The sequence below is a fragment of the Clostridium sp. chh4-2 genome, from assembly GCF_002899675.1.
Taxonomy (GTDB): Bacteria; Bacillota; Clostridia; order Lachnospirales; family Lachnospiraceae; genus CHH4-2.
The window spans coordinates 85,795-111,486 of sequence record NZ_PKUU01000020.1; the positions used below are offsets into that span (position 1 = coordinate 85,795).

The 25,692-nt window shown below is 46.4% G+C and carries 23 protein-coding genes; 19 read left to right on the forward strand and 4 right to left on the reverse strand.

The window, feature by feature from the left end; genetic code table 11:
- The first annotated feature begins 20 nt into the window (after positions 1-20).
- Genes C0033_RS19270 through C0033_RS19305 form a run of 8 tightly spaced genes read left to right on the forward strand, consistent with a single transcriptional unit; the run spans position 21 to position 9,720 of the window.
- Positions 21-1,685, forward strand: coding sequence for a carboxylesterase family protein (locus C0033_RS19270; protein WP_103229530.1), 1,665 nt, complete (start codon positions 21-23; stop codon positions 1,683-1,685).
- Between the two features lie 10 nt (positions 1,686-1,695).
- A complete protein-coding gene (locus tag C0033_RS19275) occupies positions 1,696-2,649 on the forward strand; it encodes an MBL fold metallo-hydrolase (RefSeq protein WP_242984553.1) in 954 nt (317 codons plus the stop codon).
- 15 nt (positions 2,650-2,664) lie between these two features.
- Positions 2,665-3,552: an MBL fold metallo-hydrolase gene (locus tag C0033_RS19280; RefSeq protein ID WP_103229531.1), complete on the forward strand. Its 888-nt coding sequence runs from the start codon at positions 2,665-2,667 to the stop codon at positions 3,550-3,552.
- Complete coding sequence (locus C0033_RS19285) at positions 3,545-4,399, forward strand: MBL fold metallo-hydrolase (protein WP_103229532.1); 855 nt, start codon at positions 3,545-3,547, stop codon at positions 4,397-4,399. The genes C0033_RS19280 and C0033_RS19285 overlap by 8 nt, the downstream gene beginning before the upstream one ends.
- A 10-nt stretch (positions 4,400-4,409) precedes the next feature.
- Positions 4,410-5,366 carry a hypothetical protein gene (locus tag C0033_RS19290; RefSeq protein WP_103229533.1) on the forward strand — a complete coding sequence of 319 codons (957 nt, stop codon included), beginning with the start codon at positions 4,410-4,412 and terminating at the stop codon, positions 5,364-5,366.
- Position 5,367: 1 nt separating this feature from the next.
- Positions 5,368-6,513: a beta-propeller fold lactonase family protein gene (locus C0033_RS19295; protein WP_103229534.1), complete on the forward strand. Its 1,146-nt coding sequence runs from the start codon at positions 5,368-5,370 to the stop codon at positions 6,511-6,513.
- A gap of 14 nt (positions 6,514-6,527) precedes the next feature.
- Positions 6,528-8,324 (forward strand): hypothetical protein, encoded by a 1,797-nt coding sequence (locus tag C0033_RS19300; RefSeq protein WP_103229535.1) that lies wholly within the window; start codon positions 6,528-6,530, stop codon positions 8,322-8,324.
- Between the two features lie 16 nt (positions 8,325-8,340).
- A complete protein-coding gene (locus C0033_RS19305) occupies positions 8,341-9,720 on the forward strand; it encodes an MATE family efflux transporter (RefSeq protein WP_103229536.1) in 1,380 nt (459 codons plus the stop codon).
- 401 nt (positions 9,721-10,121) lie between these two features.
- Here C0033_RS19305 and C0033_RS19310 read toward each other — a convergent pair whose 3' ends face one another.
- Positions 10,122-10,616: a peptide deformylase gene (locus C0033_RS19310; RefSeq protein ID WP_103229537.1), complete on the reverse strand. Its 495-nt coding sequence runs from the start codon at positions 10,614-10,616 to the stop codon at positions 10,122-10,124.
- Between the two features lie 394 nt (positions 10,617-11,010).
- Between C0033_RS19310 and C0033_RS19315 the strand changes: the two genes are divergently transcribed.
- Positions 11,011-11,229 carry a protein pyrBI gene (locus tag C0033_RS19315; RefSeq protein ID WP_103229538.1) on the forward strand — a complete coding sequence of 73 codons (219 nt, stop codon included), beginning with the start codon at positions 11,011-11,013 and terminating at the stop codon, positions 11,227-11,229.
- A 955-nt stretch (positions 11,230-12,184) separates the two neighbouring features.
- Here the strand turns inward: C0033_RS19315 and C0033_RS19325 are convergent.
- The 3 genes from C0033_RS19325 to C0033_RS19335 are packed head-to-tail and all read right to left on the reverse strand — an operon-like array spanning position 12,185 to position 14,723.
- A complete protein-coding gene (locus C0033_RS19325) occupies positions 12,185-13,270 on the reverse strand; it encodes an isocitrate/isopropylmalate family dehydrogenase (RefSeq protein ID WP_103229540.1) in 1,086 nt (361 codons plus the stop codon).
- A gap of 37 nt (positions 13,271-13,307) precedes the next feature.
- Positions 13,308-13,943, reverse strand: coding sequence for a hypothetical protein (locus tag C0033_RS19330; RefSeq protein ID WP_103229541.1), 636 nt, complete (start codon positions 13,941-13,943; stop codon positions 13,308-13,310).
- Positions 13,944-13,997: 54 nt separating this feature from the next.
- The gene (locus C0033_RS19335; RefSeq protein WP_103229542.1) at positions 13,998-14,723 is read right to left on the reverse strand and encodes a 4Fe-4S binding protein; all 726 of its coding nucleotides are present in this window, start codon (positions 14,721-14,723) and stop codon (positions 13,998-14,000) included.
- A gap of 143 nt (positions 14,724-14,866) precedes the next feature.
- Here C0033_RS19335 and C0033_RS19340 point away from each other — a divergent pair, with 143 nt between their 5' ends.
- The 10 genes from C0033_RS19340 to C0033_RS19380 all read left to right on the forward strand — a co-directional run bounded on the left by C0033_RS19340 (position 14,867) and on the right by C0033_RS19380 (position 25,662).
- Positions 14,867-15,796 (forward strand): LysR family transcriptional regulator, encoded by a 930-nt coding sequence (locus C0033_RS19340; protein WP_103229543.1) that lies wholly within the window; start codon positions 14,867-14,869, stop codon positions 15,794-15,796.
- A 161-nt stretch (positions 15,797-15,957) separates the two neighbouring features.
- Positions 15,958-17,043: a tripartite tricarboxylate transporter substrate-binding protein gene (locus C0033_RS19345; protein WP_103229544.1), complete on the forward strand. Its 1,086-nt coding sequence runs from the start codon at positions 15,958-15,960 to the stop codon at positions 17,041-17,043.
- Between the two features lie 31 nt (positions 17,044-17,074).
- Positions 17,075-17,566, forward strand: a complete 492-nt coding sequence (locus tag C0033_RS19350) for a tripartite tricarboxylate transporter TctB family protein (protein WP_103229545.1) — start codon at positions 17,075-17,077, stop codon at positions 17,564-17,566.
- A 12-nt stretch (positions 17,567-17,578) separates the two neighbouring features.
- The gene (locus C0033_RS19355) at positions 17,579-19,066 is read left to right on the forward strand and encodes a tripartite tricarboxylate transporter permease (protein WP_103229546.1); all 1,488 of its coding nucleotides are present in this window, start codon (positions 17,579-17,581) and stop codon (positions 19,064-19,066) included.
- Positions 19,067-19,098: 32 nt separating this feature from the next.
- A complete protein-coding gene (locus C0033_RS19360; protein ID WP_103229547.1) occupies positions 19,099-20,985 on the forward strand; it encodes an FAD-dependent oxidoreductase in 1,887 nt (628 codons plus the stop codon).
- A 66-nt stretch (positions 20,986-21,051) separates the two neighbouring features.
- Complete coding sequence (locus tag C0033_RS19365; RefSeq protein ID WP_278320765.1) at positions 21,052-21,639, forward strand: lactate utilization protein; 588 nt, start codon at positions 21,052-21,054, stop codon at positions 21,637-21,639.
- Positions 21,640-21,989: 350 nt separating this feature from the next.
- Positions 21,990-22,436 (forward strand): hypothetical protein, encoded by a 447-nt coding sequence (locus C0033_RS27515; protein WP_242984555.1) that lies wholly within the window; start codon positions 21,990-21,992, stop codon positions 22,434-22,436.
- Positions 22,414-22,848 (forward strand): GGDEF domain-containing protein, encoded by a 435-nt coding sequence (locus C0033_RS27520; RefSeq protein WP_242984556.1) that lies wholly within the window; start codon positions 22,414-22,416, stop codon positions 22,846-22,848. The genes C0033_RS27515 and C0033_RS27520 overlap by 23 nt, the downstream gene beginning before the upstream one ends.
- Before the next feature lie 121 nt (positions 22,849-22,969).
- On the forward strand, positions 22,970-24,223 hold the full coding sequence (locus C0033_RS19375; RefSeq protein WP_103229572.1) for a glycoside hydrolase family 3 protein: 1,254 nt from the start codon (positions 22,970-22,972) through the stop codon (positions 24,221-24,223).
- 86 nt (positions 24,224-24,309) lie between these two features.
- Positions 24,310-25,662, forward strand: a complete 1,353-nt coding sequence (locus C0033_RS19380; protein WP_103229549.1) for a sodium-dependent transporter — start codon at positions 24,310-24,312, stop codon at positions 25,660-25,662.
- The last annotated feature ends 30 nt before the right edge of the window (positions 25,663-25,692 follow it).

Genomic DNA, 25,692 nt, shown 5'->3' on the forward strand with positions numbered 1-25,692 from the left:
AAGATAAGGAGAATAAATTAATGGGTATTGGAATTGTAAAAACGACCTGCGGAAGCATGAAGGGGATTGAATTAAAAGGAAAATATGAAGGTATAACTGAATTCAGAGGAATTCCTTATGCTGCTCCTCCGGTAGGTGACCTGCGTTGGGCGCCTCCGGCGGATCCAAAATCTTGGGACGGTGTAAGGGTGATGGATACTTACGGCCCTATGTGTATTCAAAAATTAAAATATGACAATATTGAAGGATCTTTGATCTCAGATGAAGACTATTATTATGTACCATATCCTGAGATGAGTGAAGACTGTCTGTATATCAATATCTGTACGGGAGCCCGGGAAGCGGGAGAAAACCGTCCGGTATATATGTGGTATCACGGAGGAGGGCTGACCAACGGATATTCTTATGAAGTGGAATTTAATCCGGAAGAGATGGCGAAAAAAGGCGCCATCGTGGTGCAGGTAGGTCAGCGGCTGAATTTATTCGGTTATTTTTCCCTTCCCCAACTGACCGATGAACAGGGACAGAGCGGCAATTACGGTCTGATGGATCAGATTAAAGCTTTGGACTGGGTTTATAACAATATTAAAGCATTTGGTGGAGATCCCAATAATATTACGGTGGGCGGACAGTCAGGAGGAAGCCACCGGGCCATGGCAATTGCCGGTTCGCCCATGTCGAAAGGACGTGTGAGGCGGGTTATCTGCCAAAGCTGGTTTTTATGGTTTATGAAATATGCTCCGTTAAGAGAAGCGGAGGATCATGGCCGGGAGTATTTGGAACGAATTGGAATCGATCCTGATCTTTCTTTGGAAGAGCTTAGAAAAATTGATGCAAACCGGCTTTTCAGTAATGACGTGGAAAGAAACCAGCTGCCTGGAGATATGTGCTGTGACGGGCTTTATCTTCCATATCCCACAATAAGGGAAAATCTGGAGCGGTTTGCATCCAATGTGGATTTTCTGGGTGGAACCAATCTGGGAGAAGGCAATGTATTTAACGCCAGGGAAGATTCTCTGTATTTTATCTCCCATTATGGAAATTCATCCAATTTGGGATTTGAAGCGAAAAATAAAATTGAGAATGCGGATGATTTTTACTGCCATTTCAAGAATCTGCTTGGTGATCTGTATGATAAATACGATTTTTCAAACCTGATAAAGGTAACGGATGAAAATGCCTGGTTTACAGCGAGAAAACTGGCCACTTTGGGTCTTTGCGGCAGAGGAAAAACCGGGCTCAGTAAGAGTGTGATGATGCACCGGCTGTTCGGCCGTTTTATCCGGGAACATCATCCTGAAGATAATGTTTATACATATTTTTGGACCCATCTGGAACCGGTACGGCCTGAAGACTATGGAACAAGGCGAGATCCTATGCGTTTGCTTGCATGGCATTCGTCTGAATTATGGTATACATTTGCATCCATGAGAGAAGGGGTTCCGCCTACGAGACCCTGGAGAGAAGTGGATTACCGGATTGCCGATATGCTCTGTTCCTACTGGGTAAATTTCATGAAAAACGGAGATCCCAATGGAGAGGGGCTGCCCTATTGGCCGTCCGCCGGCGACAATTACGGTTACATGGAATTGGCTGAGGATGCGAAAGGGCATGAAGGTGTGGATTCCGGTTTAGATGCGCTGATGTACGAATTTGCCTGCCGGGAATACGAGATATCTTATTAAGAAAGAGGGTATGGAGTTGAAATCAAAAGTTTTAATAGAACGGGAGCCAATCGAACCGTTAAGCAAAGCGTGGATGAAGGAATTAAGGCTTTATAACAAGACAAAACGGGAATATGAGATCGATCCTTATGCAGAGGTATACCGATTCCGGGACAACGTATATGGTATTTTGACGGAGAGCGCCGACGGCATGGGAGCGCCGTGGATGTATCTGATCATCGGCCCACAAAAGGCTATGCTGATTGATACCAGTTTTGGAATTGGAGATTTAAAAGGGCTGGTGGATGAAATAACAGGAGGTATGCCGTTAATTGTGGTAAATACCCATTCTTCATTTGACCATTCTTATGGAAACTGCCAATTCGATAAGGTTTACTGCCATAAGTTTACGGAACCATATCTGCGCAAAGAGCAAACGCCTCACCTTTGGGATTATCTGACCGATGAAAACGGAAATGGAATCTGGCTGGATTTTGACAAAAATGATATCGTTGCATATAAGGAATATGAGATTGCTGCCTGCGAAAATAATCACATTTTTGATTTGGGAGATGGCTATGAGGTGGAACTCATTCTGCTTCCCGGCCATCATGCGGGGCATACCGGATATTTGGATAAACAAAACAGGATACTCTTCTGCGGAGATGCATTTATCAGCATGAGAGTTGGTTTAAGCGGCCCTAAACCGGATATGCCATACGGTGAATTTGCCACAGTCACAGCATTTAAGCGGGAACTGGAGAAACTGGTTAAGAGAACGGATGAATTCGATACACTCTTTCCCGGACATTTTATCGTGGATATCGATAATTCGGTAGTTCAGAATATGCTGGATGTCTGCAGTAAAATCGTGGAGAACAGTGAAGACTGCGATTATGAAGAGCTGGATGCAAAAGGCAGGCTAAACCGTTTTAAATTCATAAAAGGGCTTGGCGTAATTTCTTATAATGAGAAAAGCGTTTAAAAAGGGGGCGGACAGGTGAGTGAGGATTTAAATTTCTACAGCTATGAACGCGTGTCGGACCGTTTGATCCTGGTCACGGAAGGATATTCCATGGTTCACCGCTTTACCATCGGGGTGATAATGGGAGATGAAAAAATATTGGTAATCGACGCCGGTTTAGGAGCGGGAAGCGGGCTGAGGCCGTATATCGAGAGCATTATAGGAACTGATAAGCCCATGATCTGTGCGGCCACCCACAATCACCCGGACCACATGGGAAGCGCTAAAACATTTGATGAAGCATATGTGAGCTGGCTGGACTATCCGTCCAGAAATGACTTTGCCCTGAATATAGAGCAAAGACTTGAAGATTTAAAGGATTTTGCTCTTAGAAATGAAGAAGTTCAGAATTATTGTACCAGCCATATCCTTGACAATCATGATGTAAAGTGCCTGGATATTAAGGATGGAGATCAGTTTGATTTAGGAGGCGTAAAAATCCGGGCTATCTGGATTCCGGGACATTCAAACGGGTCCATGGCTTTTTATAATGAGGAGGAAAAATACGTGTTTTCCGGGGATTCCGTTAATACGGATGTGCATTTAAAAAAGCTGGACAGGGATGGGCTCATCAAGTATCAGACATATATGAAACGCTTCATCAGCCTGGTTTCACCGGATGCAGCAGTTTATCCGGCCCATCTGCCGCTTACGATGGATATGAAGATTGCCGCAAACCTGGTGGATGCGGCCGAAGATCTGATCCAGGGACGCAGCCTGGAGCAAGACCCGCCGGGAGAAACTATTTTTAAAGACAGGAATAATAACCCTGATATACGAATGCATTTCCGGAATAATACCTGCATTGTTTACAACAGGGAAAAAATAAAGGGGAGCCGTCAGGAGGCAGAAAAGGATGAATAAAATCAACTTTTACAGCCATGAAAGGGTATCTGATTGTGTTTATGTGGTGACAGAAAATTATTCCATGGTCCATCGGTTTACGATCGGTGTGATTATAGGAGAAACCATTACAGCTGTTATAGACAGCGGACTAGGAATGACAAAGGATCTGAGAACTTATATTGAATCTTTTGCAGGAACAGATAAGAAGATGATCTGCCTGTGCACTCATGGAGCGATTGACCATATAGGCGCATCAAAGCTCTTTGATGAGGCATATTTAAATCCTTTGGATTTAGAGATGATTCCACGGGCGGTGCTGACTGAACGGCGTTTAAGCGATTTAAATGCTTTCAGCCTCTATAACCGGGAGGTTATGGAGTATTGCAGGGAGCATATGCTGATCAATGAGGACAGCGTATTTAAAGATGTGAACGAAGGGGACATCTTTGATTTGGGTGGTGGAATTGAGATCGAACCCATTGCCACTCCGGGGCATTCAAAAGGCCATCTGGCTTATTTATGCAGAAAAGAGGGAATTGCTTTCGTTGGAGATGCCATTAATTCCGATGTTCATATCAAACAGCTGGACAGACAAGGGCTGAAAGATTACGCAGGGATGCTCCGCCGGTTTCTGTCCATCGCAGGAGAAGATGTGGTCATGTATGCCGGCCATCTAAACCGCGCTCACCGCGCCAATGTGGTGAAAAACCTGGCTGCGGCATGCGAAGAGGCAGCAGACGGAAAGATCTTGGGTGACCCGCCCGGGGAGACAATATTCACGGAAAAGTCGGGTAATCCCGATATACGCATGCATTACCATGGAAATTGCTGTATTATCTATAACCGCAGCCTGCAAAACGATTGAGGGGAGACCAATGGTGGAAAATAAAATTGTTTTAAAAAATAATAATCTGGAAGTTGTATTTCGTCTGCCGGGATGTGACCCCATAAGCCAGCGCTTTGATTCCTGTGGAATGATTGAACAGGTGACGTTAAACGGCAGGCATACATTCTGTGTACCGGAACAATTGGATGAAAAGCGGGTCACGACATACGGATTCGGCCTGTGTTCTGAATTTATCTGGAATGAGCTGGCATGCGGAATAAAGAAAGGGGAGGAATTCCCTAAATTAGGAGTGGGAATTTTTAAACAGATTGAAGATGGCTGCCGTTTTGATAAATGGAAAAAGTACGAAGTCAGTCTTTTCGATAAGTCTTATGAGATCAGAGGAAATAAAATTATATTTAAGGAAATTCCAAGAGAATGTATGGGAATCGCTGCAGAGATTCAAAAAGTGGTTTCTCTTTATAATAATACAGTCACTGTGTCCACAACAATTGAAAATAAGGGAACGGAAACCCTGAACCTGGCAGAGTTCCAACATAATTTTACCGCCATTGACGGCCTGCCTGCAGGTCCCGGATACCGCCTGAATTTACCTTTTGACGGCGAGCTGGAATGTGGAGAATGGGATATTAAAACCTTGGACGACAGGGGCGTGCCGGATCAGCCGGCGGATTCCATGCTATATGTTGAGGGGAATTCTCTTTTCTGGAAAAGCAGTATGGGCGGGAAAACTTACCATAAAATCACAAGGGGAAAGGGGATCAGAACCCTCTCTGAATACAGCTGGAAGTTAAGCCATGAGGCTACTCCGGCCAGCGTTAGGGAGATATGCCATTTCCTTCCCGACCGTTTTTCACTGTGGGCGGTGGAACATGTGATCAGCACAGAGGTTTTCTGTAAGATTAAACTGGAACCGGGAGAGCGTATGAACTTTGCACGTACATGGCTGTTTGAAGACGAGACAACAGACCATATGGAGGATTAAAATGGAGAAAAAACTATATGCGGTGATAGGCGGATGGGGATTTCGCGGCGGAGTGAGAGGACTTTCCACCTATGTCTGCGATCCGCAGACATCAGAATTGACGTTAGTTGACTCAAAATTCCCCAATATTGCCGTTGGAAACCAGTTTTATGACAAGAAAAACGGAATCTTGTATTTTACAGATGAGAGAAAGGATAAACGGGAACAGAAGGGCGGAGGCGGTTATCTGTGCGCGGCTTCAGTCAGGGAGGGAATCATGGATATGATCAGTGAAAAGCCGAGCCTTCTTCCAAATCCTTCCTACGTGTGCCTGGACCGTTCCGGCCAGTATGCATTGGTTTCCCATCATGTGACGGACAGCTACGTGACCAGACTCGTTCGGCATGAGGATGGAACCTTTGGTTCTGAAACCATTTTTGACCAGGCCGCATTAGTACTGTTCAGGGTGGAGCCGGACGGACGTTTAGGGGAGGTCTGTGACGTTTATACGACAGAAGCACCGGAAGGCAGTTTGAATCGTCCCGTATCCCACCAGCATTACGTTGCAGCAGATCCGACAGGGGAAATCTACATCGTCTGTGATAAAGGTCTGGATCAGCTATACTCGTTCCGAATTAACAGGGAACGCGGAAAGCTGGTCTGTTGTGATACCCTGCGTGTAAAACAAGGCAGCCATCCAAGATACGGGGTATTTCACCCTCAGCTGCCGTTCTTTTACGGCAATCATGAAGAGGCTTCTTATATCAGCCAATATCAGGTGGACAGGGAAACTGCAAAACTCACATATATTTCCAGCTGTGGGCTTTTAGAAGAAGGAAAAATGGTGGATTCCTCTGCTGCTCCCAGCGATATTGCAGTCAGCGGAGATGGAAAATACCTGTATGTAAGTATCAGAGGGGTAAATCTCATCAGCGTATTGGCCCTTTCTGAGACCGGAGAAATGAAATTGATCCAGAATATCTCCTGCGGCGGCGAGAATCCAAGAGGGCTGTGTATGACGCCGGACGGCAGATATCTTTATGTGTGCAATGTGGATACCAGTCGTGCAGTCTCATTTGCCGTTATGGATGACGGCAGGCTGAACCCATCCGGCATTTCCCTGGAAGTTTCAAGGCCCGGTAACATGAGCATGTTCATAATGGAGTGAGGAAGGTGGAATAATTGAAAAGCTATTACAGCTATGATGGAATAAATTTATGGGATGAAGAAGTTTGGAAGGACAGGATCAGTTCCGTTTATCCATTAATTGTATGGATGGGGGAACATGAGAAGCAGGAACAAATTGAGTATCACAGCCCGGTTAACGGAAAGCTTGGAAAGGAATGCAGAGATCTTTCCTGTTATATCCATAAGACGAACTGCGTAAAAGTGCCGGAAATTATAAAAAAATGGGAGGATAAAGGGCTTCGTTTCGACTGCAGATCCCAAGGAGGAGTTTGTTGGTTTATTATGGCGCCCCGTGATTGTTATGAAAATTATGGCAAAAAAATGGAGACGCTGGTTGTAATTCACAATGAAGATATTGAAGATCCTTATTGGGCTATGAAAATGCTGGAACAATATGAAGCCTACAACCAGCTGGCGGCCGATAGTCAGGATCTGATTATTGTTTACATTGCCAATGGTAAGCCGGATTACGACAGAATATATGTAAATATCCTTCAAGAGGCATTTGTGGCGGTTCCGGGAGATACAGACCGCGTGTGGCTGGATGTCATGCCGGTATACGAAAACGGAGGGAAACTGAAAAATATTCCTGGATTTGTATATGAACAGAAGACGGGCGTAGAAATAGATCCGGATCAGGCGGTTGTCAGATTTCGGGGATCAGGCATTTCAGTCCTCGACATTACGAATCGTTGGGAAAACCGGGTCAGTCTTTCCAGAGATCAGATGTCTAAGGAAAACTGGAGCAGCGAAGCATTTGATCTGCATAAGCTGATCCACAGCGAGAGCGGCAGGAATATTGCGGAGAGTATGGCGGCCGAATATGAATTTGATACGGTTGAAGACCCGGAATTTCAGCAGTATTGGCTGGACCGGGGGCTTAAATACGAGAGCCATGACACTGAGTTCAGGAGATGGACTTCGGCAGTGCCTTTAGGCGCCTTTCAGTCTCCGGAAGAAAAACTGCCTGTTATCTGCGTGCTGCAGGAGGTCAACCGTTCTAATGAACATCTGGCGGTGACCGAATCCGCTTATTTTTATGAATATTACCGGATTGCAGCCCAGGGAGAGTGCATTTTGATTAACTTTGTTCTGGAAGATGCGGATGACAACGACCTGCTGGTGCGCATTTTAAAAGAGGCATTTCAATTGTATCCGATGATAGACCGGACGAGAATTTATGCGGCAGGCCATTCTCATAATGGAAGGTATACATATGAGTTTGCATTCCGCCATCCCGAAATGATCGCCGCCATATCCACTTACGGAATTACTGCCGGACTTCAGCCCAATGCAATGATTCCCATGACAGAGGAAAAAATACGTCAGATCAGAACGAGTGATATGCCTACCATATGCCTGGCAGGATGTACGGAGCATAACGTGATCTATCCGCTCAATAAAGATGCAGAAGGGCTCCGCCCATGGCAGGGAAAAGCTCCTGACTTTCCGCTTACGGCCGAGGATAGGGCGAAAATGTGGCAGCTTAGATTAAAGGCCCACAACTGCCCGCAAAAAACCTTGAAGGAAATTTATGATGCCGCAGAAAGTGAAGACGGAGCGGTTCGTAAACTGGGAATTCCGGCGGATAAAAGTGAGACGATGTGGATGGATGGCAGTGAAATCTATATTGCTGATATACGTAATGAAAACGGCCGGTATCATCTGCGGGTAGTTGGGGAGGAAAATATGCCTCATAATACGACGCCGGTACAGCAAAAACTGTCATGGTCATTTATGCGGCGTTTTGCAAGAAATCCGGATACTGGGGAGACCATAGAATTATACTAGAAAAGAGGAATCGGATGTGACGACAGCAGTAGAAAAAAAACGGGTTGGACGCGATCTGACAGAAGGGAATATCTTAAAAACGCTTTTGATGTTTTCCATGCCGATCGTTGCTACGAATTTAATTCAGCAATTATATTCCATGGTAGATTTAATGGTAGTGGGTCAGTTTGTGGGAAGCGTGGGTACGGTAGGGGTAGCCACCGGCGGAGAGGTGTCGGATCTGATGACACCGGTGGCCACCGCATTTTCCACCGCAGGCCAGATCTACATCGCGCAGCTGGCGGGTGCCAAGATGACGGAAAAAATTAAAAAGGCGGTGGGAACGCTGCTGACAATGATGTTTTCGATTTCGATAGCCTGTATCGTACTCACGGTATTGTTCCACAAAACAATATTGGATTTGTTAAACTGTCCTCAGGAAGCGTTAAACCAGGCTGCCTATTATATGATTATTACCACGTTAGGGATGCCGTTTATCTTCGGATATAACGCTGTTTGCGGAGTGCTCCGGGGGATGGGGGAATCGAAGCGGCCGCTGATCTTTGTTTGTGTAGCGGCTACGGTCAATATTGTGGCGGATTTAATCTTTGTGATTATATTTCATATGGGAGCTGCCGGCACAGCGCTGGCTACAGTTTTATCACAGATCGGATCATTTTTTGCGGCATTCTATTTTATGTATAAGCACCGGGAAACCTTTGATTTCAGCCTGCAGCGCAGTTTCTTCAAAATCGAGAAGAAAACAGCGCTGATTATTCTGAAACTTGGAATTCCCCAGCTTGTACGGGTCTTTTTTGTACAATTCTCAATGCTTTGGGTGAAATCCTGCGTAAACTCCTATGGACTTGTCATCTCTGCATCCAACAGTGTGGGAGACAAGATTCAGAAGTTTAACAATGCATTTATGAACGGTGTGGATACAGCGTCAGGTGCGATGATTGGACAGAATCTGGGTGCGCGTAAGACGGAACGGGCTAAAAAGATTACGCTGAATACATTTGGCTGCACGTTAGTGATAGCCACAGCAGCTTCCTGTATGGCGTTATTGATTCCCGATAAGCTGTTCGGATTTTTCACTTCAGACGCCCAAGTGATCGGATATGCATCAGATTATATGCGTATTATGATTATGGCCTTTTATATGTCTGCGGTTACAGGCGCTTTTCAGGCTATGGTTACCGGTTCGGGCTTTGTGTCATTGGGATTTTTCATCGGCATTTTAGATGGCGTGGTCTGCAGAATTGGATTTAGTCTGCTGTTTGTATATGTATTTAATTTGGGAGCATACAGCTATTGGTGGGGAACCGCATTTTCCAGAACCTTGCCGGGGCTTTTATGCGTAGCATATTTCCTCAGTGGAAAATGGAAGACGAGAAAGCTGCTGGTGGAGAAATAGGATTTTAGATTTGTATTATAGGCAATAGAGAGAAAACAGCGTTGACAGGTGATGCAGTATAGCGTAAGATAAGATTACTCGGTCTGAGTAATCTTATTTTTTTTAGAAACAAATCTGCATTAGAATCCCAGTAGAGCCACTAATTAAATAGAATGAAACTATTGATAGTTTGTACCTGTTCTGCCAGACTGCTCATTTGCGGATGAGTTTTACGGGTTTTTTGATGGGAGGGAGGAGCTGTTCATAGATTTTTTGGAAAGCGATGTGGTGAATGGAGTACCAAACAGCTATCCGGGTTCATGGAAGTACATAAAAGAACAGCTCCACTCTTTAGAACGTCATACAAATCTTCATCTCTATTTTCAGGATCATCCGTATTGATAAATTTCATACATTCGTACTTAAAAATCCCTCTTAATTTGTTCCATACTAAATGAACGGTTATCGATTGCCCTCATAGTAGCCAAAATCCCGTCCAAATGATCATATTCATGTTGCAATAATTCTGAAAGATCCCCTTCCAATTCCATGTTACACGGTTTAAAATTCTCATCCTGATAATGGATTACAGCCCGTTTATAACGCTCTACTTTAACGATAAGTCCGGGAAAGGACATGCAGTCATCCCAAAGAACATATTTTTCATCATCAGGAAAGGTGAGACTTGGGTTGATAAATATATAGGGTTTATCCAGATGCATATAAAGAAGACGTTTATGAACCCCGATCTGAGGAGCGGCGACAGCCCGGCCGGCGCCGTATGTTTTTCTGAAATCCATTAAAGTATCATGCAGATCTTCTACCCAAATCTTTACGTTTTCACTCTCCGAAGGCAGTATTTCCATGCTTTTTTCATATAAACGGGGATTTCCAAGTTTCAGTATCTCTTTTATCATAATTTTCCTCTCTCATATTTTTTATATCGGTAATAGCTGCTTATATCTTATATTCACACGATTTAAGGAAATTATATAATGGAAAGGCCATGAATTGCAATAGAGTCTTATCTGGGTCAAATAATTCTGTACACGAGTCTACTTCTGTCTAGTAGAAGGCTTCTGAGTTCTGCCATTGGATTTATACCTATGATAATTTTGGATGTGGCAGTTGGAGAAAAAACAAAATATTAAAAAATAACAAGCAATTTTTACATGGTAAATATGCATAAATTCGATTCTTATCTTCTTTATAAAAACTAACAAAAATGATTCACACGGCTAAAAAACGCTGACATTCAAATTTTTTAAATGTTAAAATATAAGCAGATAGGATAAGGAGGAATTTCATATTATGAGAAGAATTTTAAGCGCCTGTTTACTTCAGACAATAAAATTTGACGCGGCAAACGATGCCAATCCACAGCAGGAATATTCCATATACTGTGAACGGATGAAAAAGAACAATACTAGTTTTTCCATTGAGGAAACAACTACAGAGCCAGACGGATCTCTAATTATTAAGATTAAAAAGCAATATAATTCTTACAAAACAGACGGCTATATGCCGTAAATCTTTATTTAGTTAACTAAGAAACGCCGGAAAGAAGGGGAAGCCCAGGCGGACGGCGGAAGTAATCAGCGAAATGGGATTCGGGATTCGCCCCTAAGATGTACTAAGACCCGCAAGAATAAAAAGAGACAGGGCGCGCCCATTCGCAGTGAACTCTTGATGACTTCACTGCTCAAGGGGCGCTTAGAAACTGATTCGGAATTCAGTTTCTACCTGTCTCTTTTTATTCTTGCGGATCTAAGTACATCTAAGGGGTTCCATACGATCCCATTTCGCCGATTACTTCCGCCGCCCGCCTGGGCTTCCCCTTCTTTCCGGCTGTTGCTTGGCTTGCTAAGGATAAAAAAGATTTGGTGGATTGTGAGTAAGTTTTTACACCAACCGTGAGGGCTTTTTCAGAAATGCCTTCACCATTTAATGTAAAGGGTGAGGTCTTTTCGCGAAATGCCCTGACGTTTAAAGTAAAACATGAAGGCATTTCAGAAAATCCCTTCACGATCCATGTAAATGTAATTCTACATAAATACCTACGCACCAATATTGTTTTTAACCAGGCCAGCGAAAACCAGCCCGGAATCGAGATGCGAGGAAGGGAGAGGCGGTCTTTACGGGAACCCAGGCGGGGGGAGAATGAAAAAAAGGACAATTGGGATCGTATGGAACCCCTTTAGTGATTCTTAGACACGCAAGTACAGAAAGAGACAGGTAGAAACTGAATTCCGAATCAGGTTCTAAGCGCCCCTTGAGCAGTGAAGTCATAAGGAGTTCACTGCGAATGGGCGCGATCCTGTCTCTTTCTGTACTTGCGGGTCTTAGTATCACTTAGGGGCGAATCCCGAATCCCAATTGGCCTTTTTTTATTCTCCCCCGCCCGGGTTCCTGTAAAGACCGCCTCTCCCTTCCTCGCATCTCGATTCCGGGCGTACCCTTCCGCCAACCCCGTTAAATAACAATTTTACTTCAATAATGCCTTCAGCGCATCGCAAATAGCCTTTCCCATTTCGTCTGTAGTCGAGCTGCCGCCCAGATCCGGCGTAAGATGACGTTTTTCGGACAAAACCGTTTCAACGGCAGCTTCAATATCCTTTGCTGCCAGAATAGCAGAAGAATCATTTTTTAGATTTCCAAGCCAGGACAGCATCATCTGTCCGGACATGATCATCGCATAGGGATTGGCGATATTTTCGCCGGCGATATCAGGGGCGGAGCCGTGTGTGGCCTGTGCCATGCAGTACTTGGGGCCTACGGAAAGTCCGGGGGCCATGCCTAAACCGCCGATTAACCCGGCCGCCTCATCGGACAGGATGTCGCCGAACATATTGGTGGTGACGGCCACATCAAATGCCAGCGGGTTCATCAGCATTTTCATCGCGAAGGTGTCCACCACGCAGGTTTCCAGCGTGATATCCGGGTAGTCTGCGGCCACCTCCCGGCAGGCGTCTAAAAACAGGGAACAACCCAGTTTAAATACGGTGTTTTTATGGATTGCAGTCACTTTTTTCAGCTTGTTTCTCTGGCGGGCCAGTTCAAATGCGGTTCTTGCCGCCATGGATGAATTGCGCCTGGTGATAACCCGCAGGGAAAGCGCCATGTCCGGGGTGGGCATACAGTCGCTGGTGCCTTTAAACATGTTGCGGTCCGGCTGGAATCCTTCGTTGTTTTCCCGGACGATAATCAGGTCCGTTTTAGGGTTGATGCAGGAAATGCTTTCATACCCTTTGGCAGGTCTGATATTGCTGACAAGATCATAATCCCTTCTTAGAATTGGATGGGGATTGACGCATTCAGGCACTTTCGGATATGCCATATGGCCAATGGGGCCGAGTATCCAGCCGTCCAGCTGATACAAGGTCTCTTTCACAGAAGGCAGCAGGGAATTGCCGTGTTCCAGATAAGAGGAATATCCCACAGGCAGGGGAAACCACTCGATTTTGATGTCAGGATATGCCTGGACTGCGGTTTTCAGCACATTTACAGCCTGAGGTACGATCTCAGGTCCGATATCATCGCCGTTTAAAATACCTATTTTATAAACTGCCATATTATTTACCCATTCCGGCCGCAGACGCGGCCGCCTTTCATGAGGAATGCTTCTTTTTGCAGATATCCTGGATGATTTCGGAACAGCGCACCTGGTTGAAGATGCCGCAGTAGCAGAAATCAGACAGTTTAATCGCTCCTTCTTCCGGGCTCATGCGGCCTTTGTCCACCTGGTCAACCACATATTGAACAAATTTAGGCGGGATCATATGATGGCCGCACATGGTGGTGATGGACAGGGTGTCTTCGTCCGGCAGAATGCCCTTATTTCCCCATACTCCAAGGGAGAAGTTGGCGGAATGGGGAGTTACTCCGGCTTCGTGGCAGCAGGGGATTACTTCGCTCAGCAAGCCGGTTATAATGCAGGACTGGCCTACATCGGCGGCCTTTACCTCTTTTAGAAAGCCGATTACCTGTTCCCGTTTTGTAAATACTCCGCGGATTCTGGATTTGTCCGAGATTTTTTCTTTAATTTCAGCAGCGTCGAAGCGGGTGATAGGCCCGGTCTTCACGTCGCCCCAGTTTTCGGAGCCCTGATGTTCGGCGGCTTCAATATAAATCATGGCTTTAGGTTTAATATCCTTATCATTAACACCTTTTGTCTGATACATAAACCAGACAAAATCGTGTTTTTGCGATTCGATAGAACCACTGCGGTGCAGAGAATGTGACATAGTATGATCTCCTTTGCTTCGTTGTTATTTGACTAGTTTCATCAGTCCGGCCGGTCAGTCGATGAGTGGACGTCCCAGGCCTACGTTTACTTTTGCTCTGTGGGGCTGGGGGATGTCCAGGTCATCCAGACATTTTAATGCCGGGTTATAGCCGTTTTCATCAACCCGCATGATAAGTCCCAAAGAGAAGACGGTTTCGATTTCTCCGGCCACCTTTTTAAGCGCGGTGAGCACTTGGGGAAGATCTTCTTCCGCACAGTTTCCTTCCACAATAACGGATAAAAGGCGGTTGTTCAGAACTCCTTCTTCCAGTTTTCCGGTATGGATATCGGTCATTAGGGCGGCTAAAGGAGTTGTTTCCTTACCCTCTAATACCACGCCGGAAGCCGCACATGCCATGGCGATCTTTTCTACGTCGTACATCCTTGCGCCTGCGCCGGGGCGCCCTACGTCGATACAAAGGCCTACACGGCCTTTGCGGACACGGCCCGTAACGTCATTTGTTTTAACCTCTTCCGTTCCTCTTCCGGTTACGCCTGTCACCCCATGATTTTCCACGGGATCGCTCATCACGTGCATGAATTGTTTGTAAAAAGTATCTAATTCGGTGGGGACGATCGCGTCTTTCGGGCATACATGCTGCCGCAGGCAGACGTAACAATCGACGCACTCATCTGATGCAATAAAACATTTTCCGTTCTCGTATTTAATTGCGTCCACTGAGCAGTACTTCTGACAAGTCCGGCATCCGACACAATTTTCCGGGATAATTTTGGCCATACTGTTTCCTCCTGATTTTCTTGAAAATAATTATCTTTTAACGTCCTGATAGTTTTAGGATAATGATTCGGCGGTCATATTGCAAATATCAAAAACCTATATTATAATTAACTTTAAGTTATGAATGAAGGGGAGGTCAGATTATGCTTTTAAAAGAAATCCGTTACGTACTGGCGGTTGCGGAAAATGATACGGTGGCCAAAGCGGCCGACAGCCTTTATCTTTCGCAGCCAGCCTTGACAAAATATATTCATAATCTGGAAGATTCCCTGAATATAAAATTATTTGAAAAAGTGGGAAAGACGCTGAGGCCCACGGAATACGGAAAATCTTACATCGAGGCGGCCAAACGGATTCAGGCCATCTATACGGAATTGGAGCAGGATGTATTTTCATTGGATGAGATGATCCGGGGAACGTTGCGGATTGGAACCAGCCGGAGAGGCGCCTATGTGCTTCCCAACGTACTGCCCGCATTTTCGGCCAAGTTTCCGTCTGTGAAAGTCACTTTGCATGAGCAGTCCTACGATGAGCTGGACAGCATGCTGGTTCAGGGGGAGATCGATATCGGCATGCTGAAACAGCCCCAGGAGCTGAATCCCAATATAACCTATCTGCCCCTGTTCAGCGAGGAGCTGGTGCTGGTAATCAGCAAAGACCACCCGCTGTGTGCCAGGGCGGTTGAAAAGGAAGGGTGCACGTATCCGTGGCTCGATATCAGGCTGTTTGAAAAAGAGCGGTTTATCTTATATAAACCGGAACACCGCAACCGTTTTTGGGTGAACAAGCTGTTCGAGGAACACCATATGGTTCCGAATGTATTTTTAGACACCAACAACATTGAAGGCGCCCTCTACTTAGCCCAGAAGGGATGCGGAGCCTGCTTCGCGCCGGAGCTGTATGCCCATAATGTGCTGCAGCTGGAAGGTGGAACGGGTTCGATCCGGCTGTTTTCAGTGGGAGAGCCGGTAAGCAGATACCAGTATTTTGTGGCGTACCGGAAGAACCAGCATAATACCAGATATATGGCGGAATTTGTGAATATTCTTTTGGAATATTACTCCAATAAATAATAAAATATTATTCAAAGTAAAGAAGAAAAGCAGCAAATACATAACAAAAAGTTATGCGTTTGCTGCTTTTAATGTATTAGACTGAGACCCTGTTCGGGAGTAATATTAACTTACAAGGGGTCGTAAACAAGCATAAAAAACAAAAGAAAAGGAGAGGAAACATGAGAAAAGTATTTTTACTTATCGGAACAGTGGCAATGATGATGGGGTTATCCGCATGCGCGGGAAAAGAAGCTGCTAAACCTGCAGCAACAACGGCGGAAACCAAGATGGAAAGTACTCAGGCTCAGGAATCCGCAGGCCAGGAAAAGCCGGAGACTGCTGCGGCCGAAACAGGGGAAAAGACCTGGGAGTGGGGAGATATCACGTTAGTTGTTCCATTTAAAGCCGGCGGCGGATCGGATACGGTGGCGCGTTTGCTCGGCGAATATTGGGGAAAAGACTTGGGATGTAATTTTATTATCGATAACAGGGACGGGGCCAATACGGAGATCGGAACCACATACTATGTAAAAGAATGTAAACCGGATGCCACCAGCCTTTATACAGGAGTTCAGATTTATTATTCCACCTGCATTTTGCTGCAGGACGCGGATTATGAGTTCGACGACGTTTCGGTAATGAACTTTATGGAATTAGATCCATGCTGTATCTGCGTAACAGAGGATTCGCCGTATCAGACCTGGGAAGATTTAAATGCCGCAGTTCTGGCAAATCCCGGAAAGTTCAGCATTTCAGCCACTGCGGGCGGAGATCAGATGCTGATGCTTGGAACTCTGGCGGATACGTTGGGATGGGATGTTAAGATCATCAACTATGACGGAGCGACAGAGCGTATGAGCGCCCTGTTAGGCGGACATGTGGATATGTGCGCAACCACTCTTACGGGAAGCGTAGGACAGGGAGTGACCCAGATTGTAGTATCTGCGGAAGAGCGCAGCGAACAGGTGCCGGACTGCCCAACCCTTAGAGAAGTGACCGGAAATGATTCCCTTACCTTTATGGGATCTTCACGTTTTATCGGCGTTCATTCCAGCGTTTTGGAAGAATATCCGGAACGCTATCAGGTCCTGCTGGAATCATTGGAGCGGATCATGCAGCCGGGAAGCGATTATATGAAGGCAGTGGAAGCCGCCGGACGTGATGACGTTACCGCCTGGAGAGGCGTGGAAGCCAGCCAGGAACTGCAGAAAAATTTTTATGAATCATGCCAGGAATACCAGCAGTATCTGACATCTGAAGAATAGATCTGTTTTCATACGATGAGGGGGAAGACATATGGTTCGACTGATAAAAAAACTGTTTATTCCCACAGTGATTTTTGCATGGGCGGTCTGTTATTATGTGGAGATTTTAGGCAAAAAGGCATCGGCGGGGTATTTTATTAAGCCGGTATTCTGGATCATGGCAGTCCTCTATGTGATAATAGCGGCCAAAGACACAAAAATATGGTTGGATGACAGAAAAAAGGCTGAAGTGCGCCCGAAAGACATGGAGACGAAGGCGGCCGGCAGCGCCAAAAAAACAAAGGATGTGGAACTGGTTCAGATGGCGGTCTGCGTGGGAAGCGCGGCGGTTTACCTGTTGGTGATGCCGTACTTGGGATTCATTATTGCGACCGTATTGATCCTGTTCGGAATGTTCTGCTGGCTGAAAGCGCCCAATAAACCGGGCGCTCTGGCCCTGGCAGTAATTGTAACTGCGGGCATGTATGCACTGTTTAAATTTGGATTAAAGGTACCGCTTTATGCAGGTATCTTTGGATTTTAAAGGGGGCGGCTTATGGGAACATTTCTATCTGGATTTGCGGTTGTTCTTCAGCCGCTGTACATAGGGTACATGGTGCTCGGGGTTGCGCTGGGCCTTGTAATCGGCTTTCTGCCCGGCCTCAGCGGAGGGATTGGAATCGGCCTGATGCTGCCGTTTACCTATCATATGGAACCGCTGACGGCTTTGGTATTTCTGTGTTCGATCTATACCGGAGGGATCTTCGGAGGGGCGGTCACGGCGATCTTGCTCAATACGCCGGGAGCGCCTGCCAATGTGGCGACGGTTATGGACGGATTTCCTATGGCTTACCGGGGAGAGACGGAGCGGGCCATGGGGCTGTCGCTGATGAGTTCCTTTATAGGAGGAATTGTCGGGTGTACCTGCCTTCTTCTTCTGGCAGAACCCCTGGCCAATTATGCGCTGAAATTCGGGCCCGGCGAAATGTTTATGGTAGCCATTTTCGGCCTTACAGTAGTCGGAAGTCTGGCTAAGGACGTGATAAAAGGCGTTTTTTCAGGAATGTTCGGCATTTTGCTGGGTACTGTGGGGCTCAGCTCCAACGGTGTGCTGAGAGGAACGTTTGGAGTCACCTACCTGATGGACGGGATTCCAACCGTACCGGCTCTTCTGGGTCTTTTGGCCCTCCCGGCCATTTATGAACTGGCCGGGCGGAACAGCGCTGTTTTACAGGTGAAAGGGAAACAGAACCTGTTGTCCAACGTAAAGGGGCTGCTCAGGGGATTCAGGGATACGGTCAGGCATGGAGTTCAGGCCCTTCTTTGTTCCGTGCTTGGAACGGTTGTCGGCATTATTCCTGCAGCCGGAAGTTCCATCGCCGGAATCCTGGCCTATAATTTCAGCAAACAAATCTGTAAAAATGGAGACGAATTCGGGACAGGAGTCCCGGAGGGTATCATATCCTGCGAATCGGCCAACAATGCGTCGGAAGGAGGCGCGCTGGCGACCATGTTCGTTTTGGGAATCCCCGGAAGCACCGCAACAGCCATGATGCTGGGAGCACTGACCCTGCAGGGCTGGGCGGTAGGGCCTAAGATGTTTACCGATCACAGCGATATCATCTACACCGCATTTTCATCGCTGTTTGTCCAGCAGTTTGTAATGGTTTTAATGGGCATGGGACTTTGCCTTCTGGGAGCTAAGATCATAAAGCTTCCGGTGAAATACCTGATGCCCGTAATTCTGGTCTTTGCAGTGACAGGCGCGTATTCCAACCGCTATTTACTGTTTGACTGCGGCCTGTTAATCATGTTCAGCTTTCTGGGCTGGTTTATGAAAAAAAACGATTTTCCGGCCATGCCGCTGATCCTGGGCCTTCTGTTGGGAGGAACCGCAGATGTGGAAATGCTGAGAATCAGACAGTTATTTGATAGTTTTGGGGAGATTTTTAAGAGTCCGATTGTGATTATACTTGCGCTGGGGAGCATAGCATCCATCGTGATGCCGCTTGTATTAAACCGGATGAAGAGGAAAAAAGTATAATATTAATAAGTTGAGAATTGGAGGAGAAACAGATGGATAAGCCTTTAGTATTGACGCCTTTTAAAATCGGAAATGTGGAGATAAAAAACAGAATTATTTTCCCTTCCGTGTGCACCTTTTTTGCCGGTGAAGACGGAAGCATTGACCTGCAGATGTTTGAGTTTATAAAAGCCAGGGCCAAAGGAGGGGCCGGAATCCTTACAATCGGAGGAAGCCCCCACGGGGAGCCGGGGCCCGGCCGTCCGGCCATTTCCGATGATAAGTTCATGCCCAGATGGTCCGAAACGGCCCGGATGGTGCACAGCTACGGCGCAAAATTATTTTGCCAGCTTCATCCTGCCAAGATTCAGGCGGGAAGAGGCATCGATGTAAAATCCATTGATACATATGACAAACAGCTGATCGACCAATTGGTAGAGAGTTATGCCGAAGGAGCCAAGAGGTGTAAAGACTGGGGAGTGGACGGTGTGGAAATCCACGGCGGTCATGCCCACGAAGTCGCACAGTTTATGTCTCCCTATTATAATAAGAGAACCGACGGATACGGCGGAGACTGGAAAGGCCGGGTAAGATTTTCGGTTGAGATCGTAAAAGCGATTAAGGAAAAATGCGGTGCGGATTATCCTCTGATATTCTGCATCAGCGGTTCTGAGATGGCGGAAGGCGGCCGTGATATCGACGAAACGGCTCTGATGTGTCAGGAACTGGTGAAAGCCGGAGCCGATGTGATCCACGTATCCTGCGGAATGCCTATTTCCGATCAGTACAGCTGTGCGCCGATGGATGTGGAAGACTGTTTCAACGTGGATAACGCTTACCGGGTAAAACAGCTGGTGGATGTGCCTGTAGTTGCGGTGGACCGAATTGTAACCATGGAAGAAGCGGAAGAAGTGCTGCAAAGCGGAAAAGCGGATCTGATAGCCATGGCAAGACCCCTGTTGGCAGATCCGGAACTGGTCAATAAATATGCGGGCATCAATAAAGAACCTTATTGCCTCTGCTTAGGATGTGACCAGGGCTGCCGCGATGACAAACGTTACAAAGCGATCCGCTGTCTCCAGAATCCGCTTATGGGACGTGAGGCGTCATTAAAATACGAAGAGGCATCCGAAACTCTGAAAAAGAAGAAAATACTGATCATTGGAGCTGGGCCGGCAGGTTTGGAAGCGGCCTGTGTGCTGGTGCGCAGGGGATTAACCCCCATTATTGTGGATAAAGCCACCCGTCCTGGCGGGCTGATGGGGATATCTTCCGTTCCGCCGTGCAAAGAGAATATGAACCGGGTTACGGAATACAGAGAAGCATTTTTAAAACAGGCCGGTGTGGAGATACAATGCGGAGTAAATGTGGATGAAGCATTTCTGAATGAATTAAAACCGGATATTATCATTGCAGCCACAGGAAGTACACCTGCAATTCCTCCGATCCCGGGCATTGACAGCCCAAATGTATACGCAGCCGATGACATTTTAAGCGGTATGGAGCCGGACGGAGCCAGAATCGCCGTTTTAGGAGCGGGTCTGGTTGGAGCAGAAACCGCAGAATACCTGTCTGCCAAGGGAAAACAGGTGGAAATCTTCGATATGATAGAAGACATTGCCCCCGATTTTAACAAGGCAAGGCGCTGGTTCCTGTTAAAACGCCTTCAGGACGGCGGCGTGAAAAAACATATGAAAGTAAAAGTGAAGGAAATCGCCCTCCCTGAGATTAAGATTGAGCATGAAAACGGAGAGGTGGAAAACATGTCCGGTTTTGACGCCATGGTCATCGCAGCAGGCCGGAAGGAAAATAACGGTTTGGCAGAAATGATCCGCAGTAAATATCCGCAGACAGAGCTTCATGTGATTGGAGATGCTAAGAAGGCGGATACGGCCATAGAAGCCATTGCGGACGCCGCTATCATGGCCGCCTCACTATAAGGCCCCTGTTTTCAATATTACAGTGTGGAATGGAGTTGATGAACAATCGAAACCATTGAAAGAACCATAAACGCCCTCAGGAAAAACGGATTCCTGGCGGAGTATGTGGACAGCCGGGAAGAGCTTCTGTCCATACTCTCCCGGCAGATTCCCAAAAAATCTTGGGTGGCCTCAGGCAGCTCGCAAACGCTGGAACAGCTGGGCATAAAGACCTGGCTGGATCAGGAAAATTTCTATTATTCCGACTGCGGGGACGGTGCGGCGGATCGGAGACAGAACATTCTGAACAGCTTTCGGTCGGATTATTATCTCAGCAGTGTGGCAGCGGTTACGGAACAAGGAGAACTGTTTCTGGTTGACGGAACGGGAAACCGTACAGCGGCATTTTCATACGGCCCCAGACGGGTGATCGTAATCGCGTCTGTAAAAAAGATAGTGCCGAATATGACAGAAGCCAGACGGCGTCTTAAAACCATCGCAGCGCCTCTTTGCGCGGCAAGAAGGAAAAAATACGAACTGCCCTGCTATAAAAAAGGATTTTGTATGGATTGCCATTTGGAACGGAGAATGTGCTGTTATTATCTGACGGTTGGGTATGTGAGGGAAAAGGAACGGTTCTCGGTTTATTTAATAAATGAGGACGTCGGATTTTAAGGAGTTGATTAGCTGAAATTAAAGTAAAGGGTGAAGGCATTTTTGAAAATGCCTTCACCCTTTATGTAAAATTCATAGGGCAGACGGGGAGCAGCTGAATTTAGAACCAGCTTACACCCGTCTCTTTTGGTTTTTATGAACTTTCGCCCCTCCTGCCACCGCTTCCCGATTCCCCACGTTCCATTTACCGCTTTGCTAAATCACAGTTTTAGCATGACAGACTATTTTTATTTGCAGAAAAAGCCTGTGCGGTGTAAAATATAGGAAATAATTCTAATTGGAACCAGGTACTGCGCTGGGATGAATCGTGTCTGCAACGCTGACATTTCCGGATGAAGGAGCTTGACCGTATGAAAAATAAAATATTACTGCGTACCAATATCTTTGTATGCACCATTATTGTGCTTGGTTTCATTATTACTTCCATAACCAGTTACCGTTCCAATCTGGGAGTATTCGAAAAAGATGTGGAGAATGTTTCCGATCTGGCTGCGGACGGCATTTTTTATCAGATCGAGTCAATCTTTACAAAGCCGGTCAATGTTTCCCTTACCATGGCCAATGACAATCTTTTGAAGGAGTTCCTTTCTGATGAAACAGAGCGGCTGGATGACGACAGCTTTATTCAGAGCATGAGGGATTATCTGGACGCATACCGGGAAAAATATTCCTATGATTCTGTTTTTCTGGTGTCCACACAAACCGGCAGATACTATCATTTTAACGGTTTAGACCGCAAAATGGAGCCGGACAATCCTGAAAATGTCTGGTACTATGATTTTATCAGCGGAAAATGACCGTGAATATGCATTTTTCATTGTAGATATCGACAATTTTAAGCGGGTCAATGATACTTACGGCCATGCTTCCGGCGATTTTGTAATTGCGGAATTTGCACGGAATTTGAAAGATCATTTTCGTGAAGATGATATTGTGGGAAGAATCGGCGGCGATGAATTTGCAGTATTCTTAAAGATTCCCAACCGGGAATGGCTGGAGAAAAAGGCACAGCAGATGGCCGCCGGTTTAAGACAGAATGTTAAGACGGATTCCGGTGTCTGCAGCGTTTCCGCCAGCATTGGAATCGCTGTTTATCCTGAGATGGGAACGGATTTCGTGACACTCTATAAAAATGCGGATCTGGCATTATATTATACTAAGAAGAACGGCAAAAATGGTTATACTATTTTTAGGAAAGAATATAAGTAACTGTTCAGCAAGTCTGTGCATTTACGAATATAAGCAGTAAAACCGGCATCGAAAGGAGAAATCAGTGGCAGAAAAAAAGCATTCCAGAAAACAGACAGAAAAAAGCAGGGGTTTATCCCGTATGATCATAATTATATTAACTGCTGCGGCTGCCTGCATTCTGTTTGTCATGGCCGGACATATGTATAGAGAAAAGAAGGCGCTGAAAAATACGGCGGACAGCAATATGGAAAAGAATGCGGCTAAGACGCAAACAATTGCCAAAAGCCAGGACCTCTCTTCTAAATCAGAAACCGGTGTCACAGAGCCGGGTGAAGGAAGTATGGAAACCTCCGCCTCCCTACAGGAACTGATCTCTTCCATGACGTTGGAAGAAAAAATCGCCCAGATGTTTGTTATCACGCCCGAGGCCCTCACCGGATTTGACCAGGTAACGGATGCAGGGGAAGCCACTAAAAATGCACTTTTAAAATATCCTGTGGGAGGGCTTGTCTATTTTAAAGCCAATATACAAAATCCACAGCAGTTAAAAGAAATGATTTCGGACACGAAAAAATATGCGGCTGAGGCGGGAATGCTGCCGATCTTAACCGCCATCGACGAAGAAGGCGGCTCAGTGGCAAGAATTGCCGGAAATCCCGAATTTACAGTAGAACGATTTCCCGATATGGCAGAGATCGGTGCGTCGGGTGATTTGGACAGAGCTTATGAGGTTGGTAATACCATTGGAAGCTACTTGAAGGAATATGGCTTTAACCTGGATTTCGCTCCGGATGCCGATGTTTTAACAAATCCTGACAACAAAGTCGTTTCCATGCGCTCCTTCGGCCCGGACCCTCAGCTTGTGTCCGCCATGGCCGGACAGGTGGCGGCCGGACTTATGAATCAGAATATCATTCCCGTATATAAACATTTTCCGGGCCACGGTTCCACAAAAGGGGATACTCATGAGGGATTTGCGTATACGGACAGAACCTTAGAGGAACTGCGCGGATCGGAGCTGGCGCCGTTTGCCGATGCGGTGAAAAATGGGATTCCATGCATAATGGCCGCCCATATTGCAGCCGTTAATATTGACGGGAATACTCCTGCCTCTTTATCAAAAACGCTTATCACCGGCGTATTGAGGGAGGAGCTGGGATTTGACCGGGTGGTGATAACGGATGCGATGAATATGGGAGCCATACAAAACCTGTATTCCTCCGGGGAAGCCGCCATATTGGCCGTGGAAGCGGGGGCTGACCTTTTGCTGATGCCCGCCGACTTTCAGGAAGCGTATGATTCCCTGTTGAATGCCGTAAAGGAAGGCAGGATAAGCGAGGACAGGATCGATGAATCTCTGATGCGGATTGCTGCGATGAAAGAGGGATTATAGGCCGGGAATCAAGGCATTTTTATTTGACTAAAACCGGATTCTCTGATAGTCTATATACCATATCATAAATGCAAGGAGACAAAACGATGGGGGAAAAAAGAAAATCTGATTTGTCCGCAAAACAGGGGCATCAGAACGGCGGGTTCAGCACGGGAATTGGCTTTATTCTGGCATGTGTGGGATCGGCAGTGGGAATGGGAAATATCTGGATGTTTCCATACCGCGTAGGACAGTACGGAGGTGCGGCATTTCTCGTGCCGTATCTGATCTTTATTATAATCTTTGGTCTTGTGGGCCTTTCCGCAGAATTTGCTATTGGGCGTCGGGCTAAGACGGGAACACTGGGTTCCTATGAATATTGCTGGAAAACAAAGGGAAAAGGGAAATTAGGCTATGCTCTCGGCTGGATTCCACTGATGGGGTCTTTGGGCATTGCAATCGGATATGCCATTATCGTGGGCTGGGTGGTCCGATCTCTGGCCGGTTCTCTGACTAATTCCATTCTTACAACGGATGCGGGTGAATACTTTGCCCAGGCAACCGGAGCGTTCGGAAGCGTGCCGTGGCATCTGATTGTAATCGTAATCGCCATGGCTGTGCTCATGTTCGGAGTGGCCAGCGGGATTGAGAAGATTAATAAGGTTTTGATGCCGTCATTTTTTATATTATTTGCAGTTCTGGCTATTCGGGTGGCATTTTTGCCGGGAGCGGCGGAAGGATATAAGTTTTTATTTGTTCCCAAATGGGAATATCTTTTGAAGGTTGATACCTGGGTCATGGCTATGGGACAGGCATTTTTCTCCCTTTCCATCACCGGATCGGGAATGATTGTGTATGGAACTTATCTGGGGAAAAATGAGGACATACCCAAATCTTCCATTCAGACCGCATTTTTCGATACGCTGGCGGCCATGCTGGCTGCATTGGCAATCATGCCGGCAGTCTTTGCATTCGGCATTAAGCCCAATGCCGGACCGCCTCTGATGTTTATTACACTGCCGAATATCTTCCGTCAGATGCCTATGGGACAGCTGTTTGCGGTTCTCTTCTTTGTATCGGTGGCATTTGCGGGAATTACCAGTTTGGTGAATATGTTTGAGGCGGTCTGTGAATCCTGGCAGACGCGTTTTAAACTTTCCAGAAAAGCGGCGGTGGCGCTGTGCGGAGTTATCACATTCGGCGTGGGCCTGTTTTTGGAAGCGGAACCTAAGGTCGGGTCCTGGATGGATTTTATCACCATCATCGTCGTGCCTTTCGGCGCGGTGCTGGGGGCAGTGTCCATTTATTATATACTTGGATTCGATGAGATTAAAAAGGAATTGGAAACAGGGCGGGAGAAGCCGCTTGGCGCGTTTTTTGGCCCGTTGGCAAAGTTTGTGTATGTTCCACTGGCGGTGATAGTTTTCGTGCTGGGGATTATATATGGCGGAATTGGGTGAGAGAAGATAAGTCTGTTTAAGCGGATGGCG

Excerpts from the sequence above, each read along its gene's own strand:
- C0033_RS19270 (WP_103229530.1), top strand. The coding sequence starts at position 21 with ATGGGTATTGGAATTGTAAAAACGACCTGCGGAAGCATGAAGGGGATT.
- C0033_RS19275 (WP_242984553.1), top strand. The coding sequence starts at position 1,696 with ATGGAGTTGAAATCAAAAGTTTTAATAGAACGGGAGCCAATCGAACCG.
- C0033_RS19285 (WP_103229532.1), top strand. The coding sequence starts at position 3,545 with ATGAATAAAATCAACTTTTACAGCCATGAAAGGGTATCTGATTGTGTT.
- C0033_RS19290 (WP_103229533.1), top strand. The coding sequence starts at position 4,410 with ATGGTGGAAAATAAAATTGTTTTAAAAAATAATAATCTGGAAGTTGTA.
- C0033_RS19295 (WP_103229534.1), top strand. The coding sequence starts at position 5,368 with ATGGAGAAAAAACTATATGCGGTGATAGGCGGATGGGGATTTCGCGGC.
- C0033_RS19310 (WP_103229537.1), bottom strand. The coding sequence starts at position 10,616 with ATGATAAAAGAGATACTGAAACTTGGAAATCCCCGTTTATATGAAAAA.
- C0033_RS19315 (WP_103229538.1), top strand. The coding sequence starts at position 11,011 with ATGAGAAGAATTTTAAGCGCCTGTTTACTTCAGACAATAAAATTTGAC.
- C0033_RS19325 (WP_103229540.1), bottom strand. The coding sequence starts at position 13,270 with ATGGCAGTTTATAAAATAGGTATTTTAAACGGCGATGATATCGGACCT.
- C0033_RS19330 (WP_103229541.1), bottom strand. The coding sequence starts at position 13,943 with ATGTCACATTCTCTGCACCGCAGTGGTTCTATCGAATCGCAAAAACAC.
- C0033_RS19335 (WP_103229542.1), bottom strand. The coding sequence starts at position 14,723 with ATGGCCAAAATTATCCCGGAAAATTGTGTCGGATGCCGGACTTGTCAG.
- C0033_RS19340 (WP_103229543.1), top strand. The coding sequence starts at position 14,867 with ATGCTTTTAAAAGAAATCCGTTACGTACTGGCGGTTGCGGAAAATGAT.
- C0033_RS19345 (WP_103229544.1), top strand. The coding sequence starts at position 15,958 with ATGAGAAAAGTATTTTTACTTATCGGAACAGTGGCAATGATGATGGGG.
- C0033_RS19350 (WP_103229545.1), top strand. The coding sequence starts at position 17,075 with ATGGTTCGACTGATAAAAAAACTGTTTATTCCCACAGTGATTTTTGCA.
- C0033_RS19355 (WP_103229546.1), top strand. The coding sequence starts at position 17,579 with ATGGGAACATTTCTATCTGGATTTGCGGTTGTTCTTCAGCCGCTGTAC.
- C0033_RS19360 (WP_103229547.1), top strand. The coding sequence starts at position 19,099 with ATGGATAAGCCTTTAGTATTGACGCCTTTTAAAATCGGAAATGTGGAG.
- C0033_RS27515 (WP_242984555.1), top strand. The coding sequence starts at position 21,990 with ATGAAAAATAAAATATTACTGCGTACCAATATCTTTGTATGCACCATT.
- C0033_RS27520 (WP_242984556.1), top strand. The coding sequence starts at position 22,414 with ATGATTTTATCAGCGGAAAATGACCGTGAATATGCATTTTTCATTGTA.
- C0033_RS19375 (WP_103229572.1), top strand. The coding sequence starts at position 22,970 with ATGATCATAATTATATTAACTGCTGCGGCTGCCTGCATTCTGTTTGTC.
- C0033_RS19380 (WP_103229549.1), top strand. The coding sequence starts at position 24,310 with ATGGGGGAAAAAAGAAAATCTGATTTGTCCGCAAAACAGGGGCATCAG.